A 16,110-nucleotide genomic window follows, 5' to 3' on the forward strand; every position below is an offset into this window, starting at 1 on the left:
CCAGGGTCTGGCGGTAGCGTGCCGCTCGCAACTACGCTCGATCCACCCCTGGGTCCCCGCCCCGAGTCCCCGTGAGAGGTGCGCCGATGACCGGCTCGGTCGCCATGCACATGAGCGATGGGTTGCTCAACCCCACGACCTCGCTGCTGTTCGTCGGCGTCGCGGTCGTCGGCCTCGCGGTGGCCACCGCGAAGGCGCGGGGCGACCTCGACGACCGGACTGCTCCACTGGCCGGGTTGGTGGCCGCGTTCCTGTTCGCCACCCAGATGCTCAACTTCCCGGTGCTGCCCGGGGTCAGCGGGCACCTGCTCGGCGGCGCGCTCGCCGCGATCCTGGTCGGGCCGTGGGTCGGGGCGCTGTGCGTGTCGATCGTGCTGGTCGTGCAGGCGCTGGTGTTCGCCGACGGCGGGGTGACCGCGCTGGGCGCCAACGTCACCAACATGGCCCTGATCGGCACCGCGACCGGGTTCCTGGTGGCCACCGCGCTCAAGCGGTTCGCCACCGGCAGGGTCGGGCTGGTCGTGGTCGCGTTCGTCGCGGCCCTGGTCAACACCGTCGTCGCCTCGCTCGGGTTCGTGCTGGAGTTCGCGATCGGCGGCGACCCGGCGTTCAGCCTGGGCACCGTCGCGGCCACGGTGGTCGGCGTGCACTGCCTCATCGGCATCGGCGAGGGCGTGATCACCGCGCTCACCGTTGGCGCTGTCGCGGCCGTTCGACCCGACTTGGTCTACCTGCTGCGCGGCACTACCCGCCCGCTGGAGCTGCGTGAAGGGACCCCGGCGTGACCGCTAAGACCCGAGACACCACTAAGACCCGAGACACCGCCAAGACCCGCAATCTGCCTTTCCTGCTCGGGTTCCTCCTAGTCGCCCTCGTGCTCGCGGGCGCGGTGTCCTACCTGGCTGATTCCAATCCGGACGGTCTCGACCACGCGACCCTCAAGGGCTGCGAGGTAGTGGAGACCGCGGGCGGTGAGCAGCTACAGGGCTCCTGCATCGCTCAGAACGCCAAGGATCACCAGTTCGCTGGCAGCCCTCTGGCGGACTACGCGGTCGACGGCGGGGAGAACACCACCGGCCTCGCGGGCGTCATCGGTGTCGTAGTGACCGTCGTTGTCGCGGGTGGGTTCTTCTGGCTGCTGCGCAGGCGTCCCAAGGCGTGAGCGCGGGCCACGCACATCCGCTGCACCGGCCGGGGGACACCCCGGTCCACCGGCTCGCACCACAGGTCAAGGTGGTGGCCGCGGTCGCGGGGGTGCTCTGCGTGGTGGCGACGCCCCGCGAGCGGTTCTGGGCGTTCGGCCTCTACCTCGCCGTCCTCGCCGGGGTCTGGGTGATCGCCAGGATCCCGCCGGGGTGGTTGGCCACCCGGGCGCTGATCGAGCTGCCGTTCGTGGTCCTCGCGATCGCCTTCCCGTTCCTCGCGGGCGGTCCGACCGTCGAGTTCCTCGGGCTGCGGCTCTCCGAGCACGGTCTGCTGGCGGGCTGGAACATCGCCGTCAAGGGCACCCTCGGTGTGCTGGTGTCGCTCACCCTGGCCGCGACCACGACGCCGGGCGAGCTGATCGTCGGACTCCAGCGGCTGCGGGTGCCGACCATGGTCATCACCATCGCCACCCTCATGTTGCGCTACCTCGACGTGATCGCCGCCGAGGCCCGCAGGATGCGGATAGCCCGCATCTGCCGCGGGCACGACCCGCGCTTCCTCTGGCAGGTTGGTGCCACCGCGCGCGGTATCGGGACCTTGTTCATCCGCAGCTACGAGCGCGGGGAACGCGTGCACCTCGCGATGGTCTCCCGTGGCTGGACCGGGGCCATGCCCGACCAGGGACAGCCCGCTGGGCGCCGCACCTGGCTCGTAGGGTTCATCCCGACCGCCCTAGCCGCGGTCGTGCTAGGTATAGCGCTGTGACACCCCCCGCCCTCTTGGTCGAACGCCTCGCCTACGCCTACCCCGACGGCCACCAAGCCCTCTTCGGCGTGAACCTGCGGGTCGAGCAAGGGGAACGGGTCGCGGTCCTCGGACCGAATGGCGCCGGTAAGACCACCCTCGTGTTGCACCTCAACGGCGTGCTCACCGGACAGGGCAAGGTCGAGGTAACGGGGCTGGAAGTCAATAAACAGAATATGAAAGAAGTCCGGCGCAGGGTCGGAATCGTGTTCCAGGACCCCGACGACCAACTTTTCATGCCCACCGTTCGCGAAGACGTCGCCTTCGGTCCCGCGAACTTCGGGTTGCGCGGACCTGAACTCGACGCCCGGGTCAAGCGCGCGCTCGACGACGTCGGGATGGCCGAGCACGCGGACCGCTCGCCGCTGCACCTGTCCGGCGGGCAGCGCCGCCGGGTCGCCCTGGCCACGGTGCTCGCCTGCGACCCCGACGTGCTGGTTCTCGACGAACCCTCGGCCAACCTGGAGCCCCGCGCCCGCCGTGAGCTGGCCGAGGTGCTGCTCGGTCTCGGCCGGACCACGGTCATGGTCACCCACGACCTGCCCTACGCGTTGCAGTTGTGCCCGCGCTCGGTGCTCGTCGACGGGGGGGTCGTCGTCGCCGACGGCCCCACCCGCGACCTGCTCGCCGACGACGCCCTGCTCGCCAGGCACCGCCTCGAACTTCCTTTCGGGTTCCGGCTCGACTAGTGTCCGTGGCACAACCGCATATCGGGCCGTACGAGTGGGACCGGGAGAGCCCTCGATCTTGATCGAGGCACCGAAGGAGCAAACTCCCCGTCAATCTCTCAGGTAAAGCTACCGTTCCCACCAGGCCACTCTGGAAAGCAGACGCGATCTCGGCGTCTCACCCACGGTGCAAGCCGCGTTCGCGGCGAAGCTCTCAGGTGCCATGACAGAGGGGGAGTTCCAGCGCCGGATCCGCCCGTCCGGCGCGCTGCCAAGGAGCTCCCATGTCCCTCGTCCGCCGCACCCGCCACAGCGAACAGCCGCGCGGCTGTCCACAACCCCCACACTCATCCACAGCCCGTCCGGTCGTGCTGCAGCCCGCGCGCCCGGCGTGCCACGCTGCGAACAGCACTGTTCCCAGCGCGCCGAAGGAGACCCGACTTCCATGAGCACCCCCTCCCCGCTGCACTCGGTGCACGAGGCGCTCGGTGCCTCGTTCACCGATTTCGCAGGCTGGTCGATGCCCCTGCGCTACGGCAGCGAGCTCACCGAGCACAAGGCGGTCCGCACCGCCTCCGGCCTGTTCGACCTCAGCCACATGGGCGAGATCGAGCTGACCGGTCCGGAGGCGGCCCAGGCGCTGGACTTCGCGCTCGTCGGCAAGCTGTCCGCGGTCAAGCCGGGCAAGGCCCGCTACACGATGATCTGCGACGCCGAGGGCGGCGTGCTCGACGACCTGGTCGTCTACCGGCTGGCCGCCGACAAGTTCATGGTCGTTGCCAACGCCTCCAACGCCGCCACGGTGGCCGCCGCGCTGCGCGAGCGGGCCGACGGGTTCGCCGTCGAGGTCAACGACCGCTCCGCGGAGCTGGCGCTGATCGCGGTCCAGGGCCCGACCTCCACCGCCATCATCGGCTCGGTCACCGACGCCGACCTCGACGCGCTCGCCTACTACGCCAGCGTGCCCTCGGCCATCGGCGGCATCGACATCCTGCTCGCCCGCACCGGCTACACCGGCGAGGACGGCTTCGAGGTCTACGTGGACGGTGCCAAGGCACCCGAGGTGTGGCGGCTGCTCACCGAGGCCGGTCAGGAGCACGGGCTGCTGCCCGCCGGGCTCGCCTGCCGCGACACGCTGCGGCTGGAGGCGGGCATGCCGCTCTACGGCAACGAGCTCAGCGCCTCGTTCACCCCGTTCGACGCCGGTCTCGGCCGGGTCGTGAAGTTCGACAAGGCGGGCGGGTTCGTCGGCAAGGAGGCGCTGGAGCGCCGCCGCGACGCCGACGTGGAGACCAAGGTGCTGGTCGGCCTGGTCGGTTCCGGCAAGCGCGCCCCCCGACACGGGTACGCGGTGCTCGACGGTGCCGGGGCGCAGGTCGGTACGGTCACCAGCGGCGCGCTCTCGCCGACGCTCGGCCACCCGATCGCGATGGCCTACGTGCCGGTCGCGGTCAGCGAGCCGGGCACCGCGCTCACCGTGGACATCCGCGGCACCAGCGCGCCGGTCGAGGTCGTCAAGCTGCCCTTCTACCAGCGTCAAGCCTGAAACCTGGAGATCGAGAACCCAATGAGCAACCCGGAGAACCTCGGCTACACCACCGACCACGAGTGGGTCGACCTCGGCGACCCGGCCGCGGCGACGGTCGGGGTGACCAAGTACGCCGCCGACGCGCTCGGCGACGTGGTGTACGTGCAGCTGCCCGAGGTGGGCGCCACGCTGACCACCGGTGAGGCGTGCGGCGAGATCGAGTCCACCAAGTCCGTCTCCGACCTGTTCGCGCCCGCCGACGGCGTGGTCGTGGAGATCAACGAGGCGGTCGTGGACACCCCCGAGCTGGTCAACACCGACCCGTTCGGCGACGGCTGGCTCTTCCGCGTCCGCGTCGACGGCGAGCCCGAGCTGCTCGACGCCGCCGCGTACGCCGAGCACACCAAGGAGGGCTGATGGCAGGGACACCCATGTTCGGGCAGCGGCTGGCCGAGGTCGACCCGGAGATCTCCGCCGCGGTCGACGCCGAGCTGCGCCGCCAGCAGTCGACGCTGGAGATGATCGCCTCGGAGAACTTCGCCCCGATCGGGGTGCTCGAGGCGCAGGGCTCGGTGCTGACGAACAAGTACGCCGAGGGCTACCCCGGCCGCCGCTACTACGGCGGCTGCGAGCACGTCGACGTGGTCGAGCAGCTGGCCATCGACCGGGTCAAGGCCCTCTTCGGCGCCGAGCACGCCAACGTGCAGCCGCACTCGGGGGCCTCGGCCAACGCCGCGGCCATGTTCGCCGTGCTCAAGCCCGGCGACACCATCCTCGGGCTGGACCTGGCCCACGGCGGGCACCTGACGCACGGGATGAAGATCAATTTCTCCGGCAAGCTGTACACCGTGGTGGCCTACCACGTCGACAAGGAGACCGGCCGGGTCGACATGGCCGAGGTCGAGCGGCTGGCCAAGGAGCACAACCCGAAGCTGATCGTCGCGGGTTGGTCCGCCTACCCGCGCACCCTCGACTTCGCCGAGTTCCGCCGCATCGCCGACTCGGTCGAGGCGCTGCTCATGGTCGACATGGCGCACTTCGCCGGGCTGGTCGCCGCCGGGCTGCACCCGAACCCGGTGCCGCACGCGCACCTGGTCACCACCACCACGCACAAGACCCTCGGCGGTCCGCGCGGCGGTGTGGTGCTCTGCACCAAGGAGTTGGCCAAGAAGGTCAACTCGGCGGTGTTCCCCGGCCAGCAGGGCGGCCCGCTCGAGCACGTGATCGCGGCCAAGGCGGTGGCGTTCAAGATCGCCGCGTCCGAGGAGTTCGCCGAGCGGCAGCGCCGGGTGCTCGAGGGCGCCAGGATCCTGGCCGACCGGCTCTCCGCGCCGGACGCGGCCGAGGCGGGCGTGAAGGTGCTCAGCGGTGGCACCGACGTGCACCTGGTGCTGGTCGACCTGGTCGACTCGCAGCTCGACGGCCAGCAGGGCGAGGACCGGCTGCACTCGATCGGGATCACCGTCAACCGCAACGCGGTCCCGTTCGACCCGCGGCCGCCGATGATCACCTCCGGGCTGCGCATCGGCACCCCGGCGCTGGCCACCCGCGGCTTCGACGCCGAGGACTTCGCCGAGGTCGCCGACATCATCGCGGTCGCGTTGCGGCCCGAGCTCGACGAGGCAACCGGCACGGCGCTGCGCGAGCGCGTCGCCGCGCTGGTGCGCCGCCGCCCGCTCTACCCGGAGCTGGGCTGATCGACCGCCCCCGGGTGCCGCGCCGAGAACCCGGCGCGGCCCCGGAGGCCGAAGAAGGAGGATTGTCGTGGCGGTCAGCGTCTTCGACCTGTTCAGCGTGGGCATCGGCCCCTCGAGTTCGCACACGGTCGGCCCGATGCGGGCCGCCCTGATGTTCGTCGACGGGCTGCGGGCAGCCGGGGCGCTGGCTGAGGTGGCCAGGGTGCGCACCGAGCTGTTCGGCTCGCTCGGCGCCACCGGCCACGGCCACGGCAGCGACAAGGCGGTGCTGCTCGGGCTGGAGGGCGCGCGCCCGGAGGACGTCGACACCGACTCGGTGCCGGTCCGGGTCGCCGAGATCAGGCAGAGCGGTCGGATCCGGCTGCTCGGCAGCCACGAGATCGCCTTCGCCGAGGACGACGACCTGGTCATGCACCGGCGCAAGTCGTTGCCGCTGCACCCCAACGGCATGACCTTCGCCGCCTGGGACGCCGCGGGCACCGAGCTCTCGCGCCGCACCTACTACTCGGTCGGCGGCGGTTTCGTCCTGGACGAGACCGCGGCCGACGGCCCGGTCATCTCCGCCGACACCACCCCGGTGCCGTTCCCGTTCCGCTCCGCGGCCGACCTGCTGACCCACTGCGAGAACAGCGGCAAGTCCATCGCGCAGGTCATGCTCGCCAACGAACTGGTGTGGCGCACCGAGGCCGAGGTCCGCGCCGGCCTGCTGCACATCTGGCAGGTCATGCAGGACTGCGTCACCAGGGGCTGCGAGCAGGACGGCGTGCTGCCCGGCGGCCTGAAGGTCCCCCGGCGGGCCAAGGCGCTGCACGACAAGCTGCTCGACGAGGACGGCGCGGGCGACCCGCTGTACGTGATGGACTGGGTGAGCCTGTTCGCCCTGGCCGTCAACGAGGAGAACGCCTCCGGCGGCCGCGTGGTCACCGCCCCCACCAACGGCGCCGCGGGCATCATCCCCGCCGTCCTGCACTACTACACCCGGTTCCTGTCGGTGGCCAACGAGGACGGCGTGGTCGACTTCCTGCTCACCGCCGCCGCGATCGGCGTGGTGCTCAAGGAAACCGGCTCCATCTCCGGCGCCGAGGTCGGCTGCCAGGGCGAGGTCGGCTCCGCCTGCGCGATGGCCGCCGCCGGCCTGACCGCCGTGCTCGGCGGGACCGTCGCCCAGGTCGAGAACGCCGCCGAGATCGGCCTCGAACACCACCTCGGCCTCACCTGCGACCCGGTCGGCGGCCTCGTGCAGATCCCCTGCATCGAGCGCAACGCGGTCGGCTCCACCAAGGCCATCAACGCCTCCCGAATGGCCCTGCGCGGCGACGGCACCCACGTCGTGCACCTGGACAAGGTCATCAAGACCATGCGCGAGACCGGCGCCGACATGCACACCAAGTACAAGGAGACGGCGCGCGGAGGGCTGGCCCTCAACGTCATCGAGTGCTGAGTGGATGTGTTGCGGGGCAAGGGAATCGGGCTCGCCTGCGGCTTCGCGGTGGGGGACGGCTCGCCTTCGGCATTGCGGTGGGGCGCGATTTTCTTGAAGGGCTCGATGTGGCGAACTTGTTTTGCGTGGGGCCCCTACGACACCCGGGCAGAACCGCAAAGCAGGGGCCGAAAAGCAGGCCCTGCCGCGAGGCGACGCTACGGGCACCGTCCCCCCACGCAAAACAAGTCCGCCACATCGAGCAGTTGGCACCAGCGACTCCGAGGAGCGCGGTTCGGCCAACGCCTGTGAGGGGCGCGTGTGGGCCAACGCCTGTGAGGGGCACGATAGGACAAGTGGCCGTGGCGGGCGCGCTTGGACCGATGACCGTGGTGGGCGCGCAGGGGGCATGCCTGGTGGGGCCGGGTGGAATTGGTGAACCTGGATAGGGGTCAGGCGGCGATGGGGGTCGTGCGGGCCTGAGTGAGCAGGTCGTGCGCGGTCGCGGTCAATGGGTGGCGGGACTCTGCCAGGTCCACACAGGACGGGTCGGTGCACTCGGGGAGGGTGCTGTCGGGGAGTAGCAGGGTGCCGTGGCAGTGGCTCAGGTCGTGGGCGCAGTCGGCGCACGTCATGAGGCTCTCCTTGTTGTCGCGGCCACCGCCTTCTGGAGTTCGTCGCGGGTCATCTTGGAGCGGCCCTTGATGTCCAGTTCGCGGGCCAGTTTGTCCAGGTCGGCCTTGCTGAGGGTATCGAGGTCCTCGCCGCCGGTAGTGGATCCCGGGGTGTCTCGGCGATTCCTGCGGCTCTCCACGCTCTTGCTCAGCGCCTCGAACAGGTCGACGACCTTGGTGGGGGAGCTGGGTTCCTCGCCGACGACGACCTCGCGGCCCGCCTTCTTGTCCTCGATGAGCTTCTCGACCCGCTCGGTGTAGGTGTCGTGGTACTCCCTGGGGTCCCACTGCTCGGTCATCGAGTCGACCAGCGAGATCGCCATGTCCAGTTCCTTGCCGCGGGCCGGGGTGATCTCCGGCAGCGACTTGAGCTCCTTGGCCGGGTCGCGCAGGTCCTCGGCGAACAGCATGGTGGTCAGCAGCAGCAGGTCGTCGTCCCCGGCGCGGATCGCGGTGAGGTACTCCTTGCCGCGCATGACGAACGTCGCCACGCCCGCGCGGTTGGTCTTGCGCATCGCCTGCAGGAGCAGCCCGTACGCCTTGCCGTACTCCTCTTTCGACGGGGCCAGCCAGTAGGTCTTCTGGAAGTGGATCGGGTCGATCTCCTCCAGCGCCACGAACGAGGAGATGTCGATGGTCCGGGAGCGGCCGGGCGCGATCCCGTCCAGCTCCTCCGGCTCGATGATCACGTACTCGCCGCCGCCGATCTCGGCGCCCTTGACGATGTCGGCGAAGGCGACCTCGTCGCCGGTGCGCTCGTTGACCCGCTTGTAGCGGATGCGGTCGCTCGTGCCGCGCTCGAACTGCCGGAAGCTGATCGTGTGGTCCTCGGTGGCCCCGTACATGTCCACCGGGACCGTGACCAGCCCGAAGTTGATCGCACCGTGCCAGATCGGTCGCGCCACGCCAGCCTCCCGGGTGTGTCCCTGCCTCCAGTGTGGACCAGGGACACCGGAAAAGTCCTGTTCAGCGCTCGTCGGTGACCAGTCCGGCACGCAGCGTCTCCAGGGTGCGGGTCAGCAGCCGGGACACGTGCATCTGCGAGACGCCGATCTTCTCCGCGATCTGGGTCTGGGTCATGTTCTTGAAGAACCGCAGCAGCAGGATCCGCCGCTCGCGCTCGGGCAGCCGCTCGATCAGCGGCCGCAGCGACTCGTGGTCGTCGATGCCCAGCAGTGCCGCGTCGTCCTCGCCGAGGGTGTCGGCGAGCGGGTCGGAGTCGGGGTCACCCGAGGACAGCGCCTCGTCGAGCGACACCGACTGGTACACCTGACCCGCCTCCAGGCCCTCGTACACCTCTTCGCGGCTCATCCCCAGGTGGGCGGCGATCTCGCTGGGCGTCGGCGCCCGGCCCAGCCGCTGGGACAGCTCGTTGCCCGCGGCGGTGATGGTCAGGTGCAGCTCCTTGAGCCTGCGCGGGACCCGCACCGACCAGGCGGTGTCGCGGAAGTAGCGGCGGACCTCGCCCATGATGGTCGGCACCGCGAAGGACAGGAAGTCGATGCCGCGCTCCGGGTCGAACCGGTCGACGGCGTGGATCAGCCCCACGGTGGCGACCTGGGTGAGGTCCTCGCGCGCCACGCCGCGGTGGGCGAAGCGCATGGCGATGTGCTCGGCGAGCGCCAGGTGCCCGGTGACCAGCTTGTCGCGCACCGCGTCCCGCCTGCCGTCGTCCTCCGGCAGCGAGACCAGCTCGGCGAACAACGGCGCCAGGTGGCTGTACTCGTGCGAGGATCCGGTCGGGGTCTCCGCGCTCACCCGGCACCCGCAGACTCGGCCCGCACGACGCTGATGTGCACGTTCGCTCTCCCGTCCGGCCCCGATCCCACCCCGCAGTCGACACTATCGACGAGCGCCGCGAGCACCCGCCACCCGAACGAGGTGGTATCGGGCTCGGTCAGGTCGGCGGCGTCGTCCGGGTCGGCACCGAGCCTGGCGGACACCGCCGCGGCGACCTCCCGCACCACCGGCGGGTTCGCCCGGTCGGCCCGCACCCGCACCAGGACCCGGTCGCCGACCGACCGCGGCCCCGGCACGGCGCCGGGCGCCGCCCACGGGTCGTTGCTGCCGCTCATCGTCGCCGGGCCTGCGTCATGTGCTCCACGTACCCCGAATCGCCTGCGAGGACACCTGCGCGTTCGAGTGGCCGTCGCGCGCCGGGGGCCGGTGGATCCGGCACCTAGGCGCGGGTCCCGTCCGCGATCGGGCCCAGCACGTCGTAGGGCGGGACCCAGCCCTGCTCCACCAGCACCCGGTGCAGGTCGCGCACCGCCTGGTCCACCTCGGACCGCTCCTGGCCCGCCTCGGCGAGCGCGCGGGCCGCGTCCAGCAGCGCCGCGTCCAACCGGATCGGGTCGGCCGCGGTGTCGACCGGGTCGTCGGCGACCAGGTTGCGCCGCAGGTAGCTGTCCAGCGGCTCGACCGACGGCTCGGCGAACAGGCCGACCACCAGGTGCGCCACCCGGTGCAGCTTGGTGTTGTACTGCTGCGAGAGCCGCACCAGCGCGTCGAACGCCTCCTTCGGCGAACACCGGCGCAGCACCACCAGCACACCCATCGCCTGCTCGATGGTCGCCCTGGTGCGCAGCGCGCGCCGCAGACCGTCCAACTCGGACTGCAACTGGGCCACCAGCGAGTTCGGGTCCGGCGTCACCGGCACCCCCCGGCTCGCCTATGCGGTCTTCGCACCGCGGTGCCCATGCGGTCTTCCCTCCCGGTCCACGTCCACTCGGCCGATCCCCCGCGTCCTTGGGGGACCACGCGGGGGGCGCGATCGGCGAGGGGGCGCGTCACGAGCGGCAACCGACCGCCAGGACAGGCGGGAGTCGTGCAGCACGCAGCCCCCTCGCTTCACGCGAGTGCCGGGCGGCGACGGTGCCCGGCGGCTGGGCCGCTGGGCCGATCTGCCTGGGTGTCGCCCCCGGCGTGCTGCGGCTGCTTGCTCAACCGCTACCGGAGCACTCTAAAGATCACGCCGAAGCGGCCACGAGGCGGGTCTGGGTCCGTCCGGCGAGCCGTCACCGGCGCCCCTACGGTGGGGTGCGCGAGCCGCACGACAAGGTGACACGGAAAGGAGCCAGACATGCTGGCGGTGACAGAGGCTGCTGCGGACGCGATCAGCGCGTTGACGGCCCAGGACGGCATCGAGGAGACCGGTGGGCTGCGGTTCACCCTGGTGACCCCGCAGGTGGAGGGCACGCCGCTCGCGGTGGCGCTCGCGCCGGAACCGGTGGCGGGCGACCAGGTGGTGACCGGGCCGACCGGCGCGCACGTGTTCCTCGAACCGGGCGCGGCCGAGTTGTTGTCCGACAAGGTGCTCGACGTGCAGGCCGATCCGCACGGCCAGTTGAACTTCGCGGTGCTGCGCCAGTCCGAGGACGACCGACCGGTCTGACCGCGCGCCGTGAACGCGCGCGGTGGGGCGCTTTTCCCGCCGCGGGGTCGCGTTCTCGCACAGCAGGGCTGTGTTCAACGCACAGCAGAGCCGTGTTCAACGCACAGCAGGGCTGTGATCTGCGCTATCGAGTGATTGAAACCACCCCACCCGGGTAATCCGAAATGGGGTGGATCGGACTCGGGAGGCGCTCGATGGCACGCAGCAACCGGTTGGCTTTGGTCTCGTCGGCGAAGGCACCGCTGTGGCGCGGGTTGGACTACGGTCCCGCGGTCGTGGTGCTGAGCCCGACGGCGACGCGGCCGCGGGAGCTGCCGGAGGCTTGGCGCCCGTTGGAGCAGCTGTACCAGGTCGCCTGGTGCGCCGTGCCGCCGCAAGCAGGTGGCGCGGGCTCCCTCGACCGGCTCGAGGACGTGCTGGAAACCCTCGCCGACCGCGCCACCCGCACCCAGGTCGTGGCGCACACGGCACTGACCGAGGTGGCCTGCCGGGTCGTCGCGGAGTTCCCGGAGATCGTGCGCGGCCTGGTGCTCGTCGGCCAGGGGCGCGTGCGCGAGCAGACCGGTGTCCCGACGACCGTGGTCGCGGTACCCGGTGACCCCGTCGGGCCGGGCGCACTGGCCCGGCCCGACGTGGTCGCCGACATCGCCGAGGTGCTCGCGGCGGGGGAGCGGCGGATCAGGACCAGGCCGCGGTTGGCCGGTGTGCTCGGTCTGGCAGTGGCGTCCGACACCCCGGGCGGGATCGCCGTCGGCGGCTGAGCCCTGCGTGGGCGACCACTCCGCGCGGGCGAATATCGTGGGGGCCATGAGCACACACTTCGACGTCGTGGTCGTCGGCGCGGGACCGGGCGGGTACGTCGCGGCGATCCGGGCGACCCAGCTCGGCCTCAAGACCGCGATCATCGAGGAGCGCTACTGGGGCGGTGTCTGCCTCAACGTGGGCTGCATCCCCTCCAAGGCACTCCTGCGCAACGCGGAGCTGGCGCACATCCTCCAGCACGAGACCACGACGTTCGGCATCCGGGTCGACGGCTCGATCAGCCTCGACTACGGCGCCGCCTTCCAGCGCTCCCGCACCGTGGCCGACGGCCGCGTCAAGGGCGTGCACTACCTGATGAAGAAGAACGGCATCATCCAGTACAACGGGTGGGGCACCTTCCGCGACGCCAACACCATCGAGGTCGCCCTGTCCGACGGCGGCACCGAGACGGTGACCTTCGGCAACGCGATCATCGCCACCGGCGCCACCACCCGCCTGCTGCCGGGCACGTCGCTGTCCGAGCGCGTGGTCACCTACGAGGAGCAGATCCTCTCGGACACGCTGCCGGAGAGCATCGTCATCGCGGGCGCGGGCGCCATCGGCGTCGAGTTCGCCTACGTGCTGCACAACTACGGCGTCAAGGTGACCATCGTCGAGTTCCTCGACCGCGTGGTGCCCTTGGAGGACGAGGAGGTCTCCAAGGAACTGCTGCGCCGGTACAAGAAGCTCGGCATCGAGGTGCGGGTCGGCACCAGGGTGAAGTCCATCGACGACTCCGGCGCGAAGGTCAAGGTGACGGTGTCCAAGGGCGGTACCAGCGACGTCATCGAGGCCGACAAGGTGTTGCAGGCCATCGGTTTCGCGCCGCGGGTCGACGGCTACGGCCTGGAGAACACCGGGGTCAGGCTCACCGACCGCAAGGCCATCGAGATCGACGGCTTCTGCCGCACCTCGGTCGACCACATCTTCGCCATCGGTGACGTCACCGCGAAGCTGATGCTGGCGCACGCGGCCGAGTCCATGGGGGTCATCGCCGCGGAGACCATCGCGGGCGCGGAGACCATGGAGCTCGACTACGTGATGATCCCGCGCGCGACCTACTGCCAGCCGCAGGTCGCCAGCTTCGGCTACACCGAGGCGCAGGCCCGCGAGAAGGGCTACGACGTCCAGGTCGCCAAGTTCCCGTTCACCGCCAACGCCAAGGCGCACGGCCTCGGCGAGCCGGTCGGCTTCGTGAAGCTGATCAGCGACAAGACCCACGGCGAGCTGCTCGGCGGGCACCTCATCGGCCCCGAGGTCACCGAGCTGCTGCCCGAGCTGACCCTGGCCCAGCAGTGGGACCTCACCGTGCACGAGGTGGCGCGCAACGTGCACGCGCACCCGACCCTCGGCGAGGCGGTCAAGGAGGCCATCCACGGCCTGGCCGGACACATGATCAACATGTGAGCCCGCCCCGGTCCGCGGTCGTGGCCGATCGCGGACCGGGTGTCGCTCGTCCGGGTGAAAGTCCGGTGTGGACGGCGGGAGTGGTGGCGGGCGGGTACCCGACGGGAACGGCACGTCCCCGAATCGAGGAGCGACCCGTCATGCTCTCGCCGAACCAGCGTCGCGTTCTGTCCACCGCCGTCGCACTGTCGGCGCTCGTGGTGACCGCCCAGCCCGCCACCGCCGCGGTGCTACCCGGGGTGACCGCCGCGTACTCGGTGACGGCCTCGGCGCACAACAAGCCCCGGAACCTGGTCTTCACGCTGGCCAACTCCGACATCGCGAGCACGTTCACCTTCGCCTTCACGCTCACCCTGCCGACCGGGACGACGCCGCTCGGCGGCGAGAGCAGCACCTGCACGGACACCACCATCTCCGACACCCCGCCCGTGGATCCGGGTGGCGGCGGGATCCCCGGTGGTCGCGCGGCCCTGGTGGCCGACGTCCTGTACGTCGACGGCACCATGACCAGCCTCACGCCGACCTGCACGGTGACGATCCCGCTGACCGCCGCCACCGAGGGCGTCTACAGCACGTGTTCCGCCGACCTCGCCGACCTCGCCGGTCTGACCCCGTTGGCGACCTGCGCCTCGATCTACTTCGCCGAGCCCTACGCCTCCTGACCCGCGGCCGTTCCCGCCCTCGGGCGGGTGAAAAACGCCACCTGTCCGGATGCGACGTCCACCGGGGACGGCGGTGGGCGGGCCGGACGGGGTACTCAGCAGAGGGGAGGCACTGCCCCCGGCCACTAGGTGAGAGGTGAACCTCGATGTCCAGTTCGCGCCGATTCCTGACCGCCGCCCTCGCGGTGACCACGTCGACGATGTTCGTCGTGGCCGCCCAACCGGCTGCCGCGGCAGCACAGCCGGGGCTCGACGCGGCCTACAGCGCCCGGGCCGCCGCGGCGGGCAGCGCGCGCACGCTGACGTTGACCATCACCAACTCCGACACCCCGACCGCGGTCCCGTTCGCCTTCGCGCTGACCCTGCCGCAGAACTTCACCCGCCCCAGCGCGCCCACGACGACCTGCGCGACGGCGACACTGCTCGTCACCCCTCCCGGCGGCCGCACCACCACCGTCACGGGAACCCTGGCCGCCGCGGAGGCATCGTGCACGATCGTCATCCCGGTGACCTCCGCGGTCCAGGGCAACTCCGCCACCTGCGCCGATGACATCGAGAACCTGACCGGCCTCACCCCACCCGCCCGCTGCGCCTCCATCTACTTCGAGGAGGCGAGCGCCAGCTAGCCGCGCGCGGGTCGGTGAGGTGTCCGGAGTGGACGACCGCCTCGGACAGCCAGGTCGATGCCGAGGGCTGGCCCGTGCGGGTCAGCCCTCGGCGCGTTCGCGGGCGTCGTAGGCGAGGTCGGCGTAGTCGGGGGCGGGGTCGGTCTCCTTGAGGGTCACCAGGTCCTCGGGGCGCACCCGTTCCGGCAGCTCGCCGAAGCGGGCGTGCCGCAGGAAGGCGAACTCCTCGTCGGTGAATCGCTCGGTCATGCCCACATTGTGCTGATCGTGGCGGCCAATAGCACCATTCGAGCGGGTTTAGCCCGTTCGGACGCAGGTGATCGCGTGCGGATGGGGGTGCAGTTGCCTGTGCGTTGCGCACGGACGGTATTCGAGTGAACACGTACGGCTGAACAGTTGGATCGTGCGCTGTACGGAAGACGGCGGGCGAATGGCGGGCGATGATCTTCCTGGCCCAACTCCGGGCCCGAATCGAGGAGCTGTCATGCGCAGTGTCTCCCGACGCTGGATGATGCCTGCCGCACTCGCGCTGGTGAGCGCGACCGTGGTCGGGCTGGCCCAGCCCGCCGCCGCCGCACCCCCCGCCTACTACGGATCCGCCACCGCCACCGGCGCCGAGGCCACGGTGGTCCCGCTGCTGTTGCCGCCCCTGCCGCCCGCCGCCAGGGCCAACGTGAACGTCACCAACGTGGTCCCCACCACCCAGACCACCGGGCTGCCGAACCTGACCGCCCCGGTCCTGGGCAGCCTCGGCGCCATCAACACCTCGGCCTCGCTCACCGACACCGCCACCACCCGCACCGCCGCGGGTGTCGCGGGCATCACCGACGTCGCGCTGGTCAGCCTGCTCGGCTCCGCGCTGCTCTCGGCGGACTCGATCAGCTCCTCGGCCACCGCGTCGGTCAGCCAGGGCTCGACGACGGTCGTGAAGGCGGGCGCGGTCAGCGTCGAGAACCTGACCGTCGCCGGTCAGACCTTCAACGGTCCCCTGCCGACGCAGACCATCCCGGTGACCGTCGGCGTGCTCTCGGTCACCGTCTACCTCAACCAGCAGGTCGTCTCGGGCAACCAGATCACGGTGATCCCCGTGCGCGTCGTGTCCACCGCCCCGCTGGTGGGTGTGGTCGGTGACGTGCGGGTCGGCGAGACCCGGGCGTACCTGAACCCGACCCCGTAAGCCCCCGCCGTGCCCACCTGCTGAGGGCGCGGCCAGCGCGAGAACCCCGCGTGCATCCTGAGCACAGGGGTGAGAACGGCCCCGCGAGCGTCATTGCCCGCGGGGC

At 70.9% G+C, this 16,110-nt stretch carries 20 protein-coding genes and 2 riboswitches; of the genes, 14 read left to right on the forward strand and 6 right to left on the reverse strand.

Translation table 11 applies throughout. The annotated features are described in order from the left end of the window. Window positions 1-86 precede the first annotated feature (86 nt). From CLV68_RS14335 to CLV68_RS14370, 8 genes are all read left to right on the forward strand, one after another. Entirely contained in the window at window positions 87-785 is a 699-nt protein-coding gene (locus CLV68_RS14335; RefSeq protein WP_121390784.1) for an energy-coupling factor ABC transporter permease, read from the forward strand. Next, complete coding sequence (locus CLV68_RS14340; RefSeq protein ID WP_425454834.1) at window positions 782-1,162, forward strand: PDGLE domain-containing protein; 381 nt, start codon at window positions 782-784, stop codon at window positions 1,160-1,162. Before CLV68_RS14335 ends, CLV68_RS14340 begins: the two co-directional genes overlap by 4 nt. After that, window positions 1,159-1,911, forward strand: a complete 753-nt coding sequence (gene cbiQ, locus CLV68_RS14345) for a cobalt ECF transporter T component CbiQ (protein ID WP_121390785.1) — start codon at window positions 1,159-1,161, stop codon at window positions 1,909-1,911. The genes CLV68_RS14340 and cbiQ overlap by 4 nt, the downstream gene beginning before the upstream one ends. Next, window positions 1,908-2,639 carry an energy-coupling factor ABC transporter ATP-binding protein gene (locus tag CLV68_RS14350; protein WP_121390786.1) on the forward strand — a complete coding sequence of 244 codons (732 nt, stop codon included), beginning with the start codon at window positions 1,908-1,910 and terminating at the stop codon, window positions 2,637-2,639. The genes cbiQ and CLV68_RS14350 overlap by 4 nt, the downstream gene beginning before the upstream one ends. 31 nt (window positions 2,640-2,670) lie before the next feature. Next, window positions 2,671-2,763: riboswitch (glycine riboswitch) on the forward strand. Continuing rightward, window positions 2,764-2,858, forward strand: a riboswitch (glycine riboswitch). 205 nt (window positions 2,859-3,063) lie between these two features. Next, a complete protein-coding gene (gene gcvT, locus CLV68_RS14355; RefSeq protein ID WP_121390787.1) occupies window positions 3,064-4,164 on the forward strand; it encodes a glycine cleavage system aminomethyltransferase GcvT in 1,101 nt (366 codons plus the stop codon). Window positions 4,165-4,185: 21 nt separating this feature from the next. Further along, the gene (gcvH, locus tag CLV68_RS14360; RefSeq protein WP_121390788.1) at window positions 4,186-4,563 is read left to right on the forward strand and encodes a glycine cleavage system protein GcvH; all 378 of its coding nucleotides are present in this window, start codon (window positions 4,186-4,188) and stop codon (window positions 4,561-4,563) included. Between the two features lie 14 nt (window positions 4,564-4,577). Then, on the forward strand, window positions 4,578-5,843 hold the full coding sequence (glyA, locus tag CLV68_RS14365; protein ID WP_121390789.1) for a serine hydroxymethyltransferase: 1,266 nt from the start codon (window positions 4,578-4,580) through the stop codon (window positions 5,841-5,843). A gap of 67 nt (window positions 5,844-5,910) precedes the next feature. Then, complete coding sequence (locus tag CLV68_RS14370) at window positions 5,911-7,284, forward strand: L-serine ammonia-lyase (RefSeq protein ID WP_121390790.1); 1,374 nt, start codon at window positions 5,911-5,913, stop codon at window positions 7,282-7,284. A 431-nt stretch (window positions 7,285-7,715) separates the two neighbouring features. Here the strand turns inward: CLV68_RS14370 and CLV68_RS14375 are convergent, their stop codons facing one another. The 5 genes from CLV68_RS14375 to CLV68_RS14395 all read right to left on the reverse strand — a co-directional run bounded on the left by CLV68_RS14375 (window position 7,716) and on the right by CLV68_RS14395 (window position 10,590). Next, the gene (locus CLV68_RS14375; protein ID WP_121390791.1) at window positions 7,716-7,898 is read right to left on the reverse strand and encodes a hypothetical protein; all 183 of its coding nucleotides are present in this window, start codon (window positions 7,896-7,898) and stop codon (window positions 7,716-7,718) included. Then, window positions 7,895-8,842, reverse strand: coding sequence for a non-homologous end joining protein Ku (gene ku, locus CLV68_RS14380; protein WP_121390792.1), 948 nt, complete (start codon window positions 8,840-8,842; stop codon window positions 7,895-7,897). The genes CLV68_RS14375 and ku overlap by 4 nt, the downstream gene beginning before the upstream one ends. Before the next feature lie 61 nt (window positions 8,843-8,903). After that, the gene (locus CLV68_RS14385) at window positions 8,904-9,695 is read right to left on the reverse strand and encodes a SigB/SigF/SigG family RNA polymerase sigma factor (RefSeq protein ID WP_121390793.1); all 792 of its coding nucleotides are present in this window, start codon (window positions 9,693-9,695) and stop codon (window positions 8,904-8,906) included. After that, window positions 9,692-10,012: a hypothetical protein gene (locus CLV68_RS14390; protein ID WP_121390794.1), complete on the reverse strand. Its 321-nt coding sequence runs from the start codon at window positions 10,010-10,012 to the stop codon at window positions 9,692-9,694. Before CLV68_RS14390 ends, CLV68_RS14385 begins: the two co-directional genes overlap by 4 nt. Before the next feature lie 104 nt (window positions 10,013-10,116). Continuing rightward, window positions 10,117-10,590, reverse strand: a complete 474-nt coding sequence (locus CLV68_RS14395) for an ANTAR domain-containing protein (protein ID WP_147459987.1) — start codon at window positions 10,588-10,590, stop codon at window positions 10,117-10,119. Window positions 10,591-11,019: 429 nt separating this feature from the next. Between CLV68_RS14395 and CLV68_RS14400 the strand changes: the two genes are divergently transcribed. The 5 genes from CLV68_RS14400 (at window position 11,020) to CLV68_RS14420 (ending at window position 14,827) form a co-directional block, all read left to right on the forward strand. After that, a complete protein-coding gene (locus tag CLV68_RS14400; RefSeq protein WP_121390796.1) occupies window positions 11,020-11,331 on the forward strand; it encodes an iron-sulfur cluster biosynthesis protein in 312 nt (103 codons plus the stop codon). 194 nt (window positions 11,332-11,525) lie between these two features. Next, window positions 11,526-12,092 carry a hypothetical protein gene (locus CLV68_RS14405; RefSeq protein ID WP_121390797.1) on the forward strand — a complete coding sequence of 189 codons (567 nt, stop codon included), beginning with the start codon at window positions 11,526-11,528 and terminating at the stop codon, window positions 12,090-12,092. A 46-nt stretch (window positions 12,093-12,138) separates the two neighbouring features. Further along, the gene (lpdA, locus tag CLV68_RS14410; RefSeq protein WP_121390798.1) at window positions 12,139-13,539 is read left to right on the forward strand and encodes a dihydrolipoyl dehydrogenase; all 1,401 of its coding nucleotides are present in this window, start codon (window positions 12,139-12,141) and stop codon (window positions 13,537-13,539) included. Window positions 13,540-13,679: 140 nt separating this feature from the next. Beyond that, window positions 13,680-14,201 carry a hypothetical protein gene (locus tag CLV68_RS14415; protein ID WP_121390799.1) on the forward strand — a complete coding sequence of 174 codons (522 nt, stop codon included), beginning with the start codon at window positions 13,680-13,682 and terminating at the stop codon, window positions 14,199-14,201. Between the two features lie 146 nt (window positions 14,202-14,347). Beyond that, on the forward strand, window positions 14,348-14,827 hold the full coding sequence (locus tag CLV68_RS14420) for a DUF7933 domain-containing protein (RefSeq protein WP_121390800.1): 480 nt from the start codon (window positions 14,348-14,350) through the stop codon (window positions 14,825-14,827). Between the two features lie 81 nt (window positions 14,828-14,908). Here the strand turns inward: CLV68_RS14420 and CLV68_RS33900 are convergent, their stop codons facing one another. Next, complete coding sequence (locus tag CLV68_RS33900; RefSeq protein WP_170224294.1) at window positions 14,909-15,076, reverse strand: hypothetical protein; 168 nt, start codon at window positions 15,074-15,076, stop codon at window positions 14,909-14,911. 235 nt (window positions 15,077-15,311) lie between these two features. On the opposite strand from CLV68_RS33900, the gene CLV68_RS14425 reads away from it, so the two are divergent. Then, window positions 15,312-16,004, forward strand: a complete 693-nt coding sequence (locus tag CLV68_RS14425) for a hypothetical protein (protein ID WP_147459988.1) — start codon at window positions 15,312-15,314, stop codon at window positions 16,002-16,004. The last annotated feature ends 106 nt before the right edge of the window (window positions 16,005-16,110 follow it).

The sequence above is a fragment of the Actinokineospora cianjurensis genome (assembly GCF_003663795.1).
GTDB lineage: Bacteria > Actinomycetota > Actinomycetes > Mycobacteriales > Pseudonocardiaceae > Actinokineospora > Actinokineospora terrae.

Excerpts from the sequence above, each read along its gene's own strand:
- CLV68_RS33900 (WP_170224294.1), bottom strand. The coding sequence starts at position 15,076 with ATGACCGAGCGATTCACCGACGAGGAGTTCGCCTTCCTGCGGCACGCC.
- gcvT (WP_121390787.1), top strand. The coding sequence starts at position 3,064 with ATGAGCACCCCCTCCCCGCTGCACTCGGTGCACGAGGCGCTCGGTGCC.
- CLV68_RS14405 (WP_121390797.1), top strand. The coding sequence starts at position 11,526 with ATGGCACGCAGCAACCGGTTGGCTTTGGTCTCGTCGGCGAAGGCACCG.
- CLV68_RS14420 (WP_121390800.1), top strand. The coding sequence starts at position 14,348 with ATGTCCAGTTCGCGCCGATTCCTGACCGCCGCCCTCGCGGTGACCACG.
- CLV68_RS14390 (WP_121390794.1), bottom strand. The coding sequence starts at position 10,012 with ATGAGCGGCAGCAACGACCCGTGGGCGGCGCCCGGCGCCGTGCCGGGG.
- lpdA (WP_121390798.1), top strand. The coding sequence starts at position 12,139 with ATGAGCACACACTTCGACGTCGTGGTCGTCGGCGCGGGACCGGGCGGG.
- CLV68_RS14400 (WP_121390796.1), top strand. The coding sequence starts at position 11,020 with ATGCTGGCGGTGACAGAGGCTGCTGCGGACGCGATCAGCGCGTTGACG.
- gcvH (WP_121390788.1), top strand. The coding sequence starts at position 4,186 with ATGAGCAACCCGGAGAACCTCGGCTACACCACCGACCACGAGTGGGTC.
- CLV68_RS14335 (WP_121390784.1), top strand. The coding sequence starts at position 87 with ATGACCGGCTCGGTCGCCATGCACATGAGCGATGGGTTGCTCAACCCC.
- CLV68_RS14375 (WP_121390791.1), bottom strand. The coding sequence starts at position 7,898 with ATGACGTGCGCCGACTGCGCCCACGACCTGAGCCACTGCCACGGCACC.
- glyA (WP_121390789.1), top strand. The coding sequence starts at position 4,578 with ATGTTCGGGCAGCGGCTGGCCGAGGTCGACCCGGAGATCTCCGCCGCG.
- CLV68_RS14415 (WP_121390799.1), top strand. The coding sequence starts at position 13,680 with ATGCTCTCGCCGAACCAGCGTCGCGTTCTGTCCACCGCCGTCGCACTG.
- CLV68_RS14425 (WP_147459988.1), top strand. The coding sequence starts at position 15,312 with ATGCGCAGTGTCTCCCGACGCTGGATGATGCCTGCCGCACTCGCGCTG.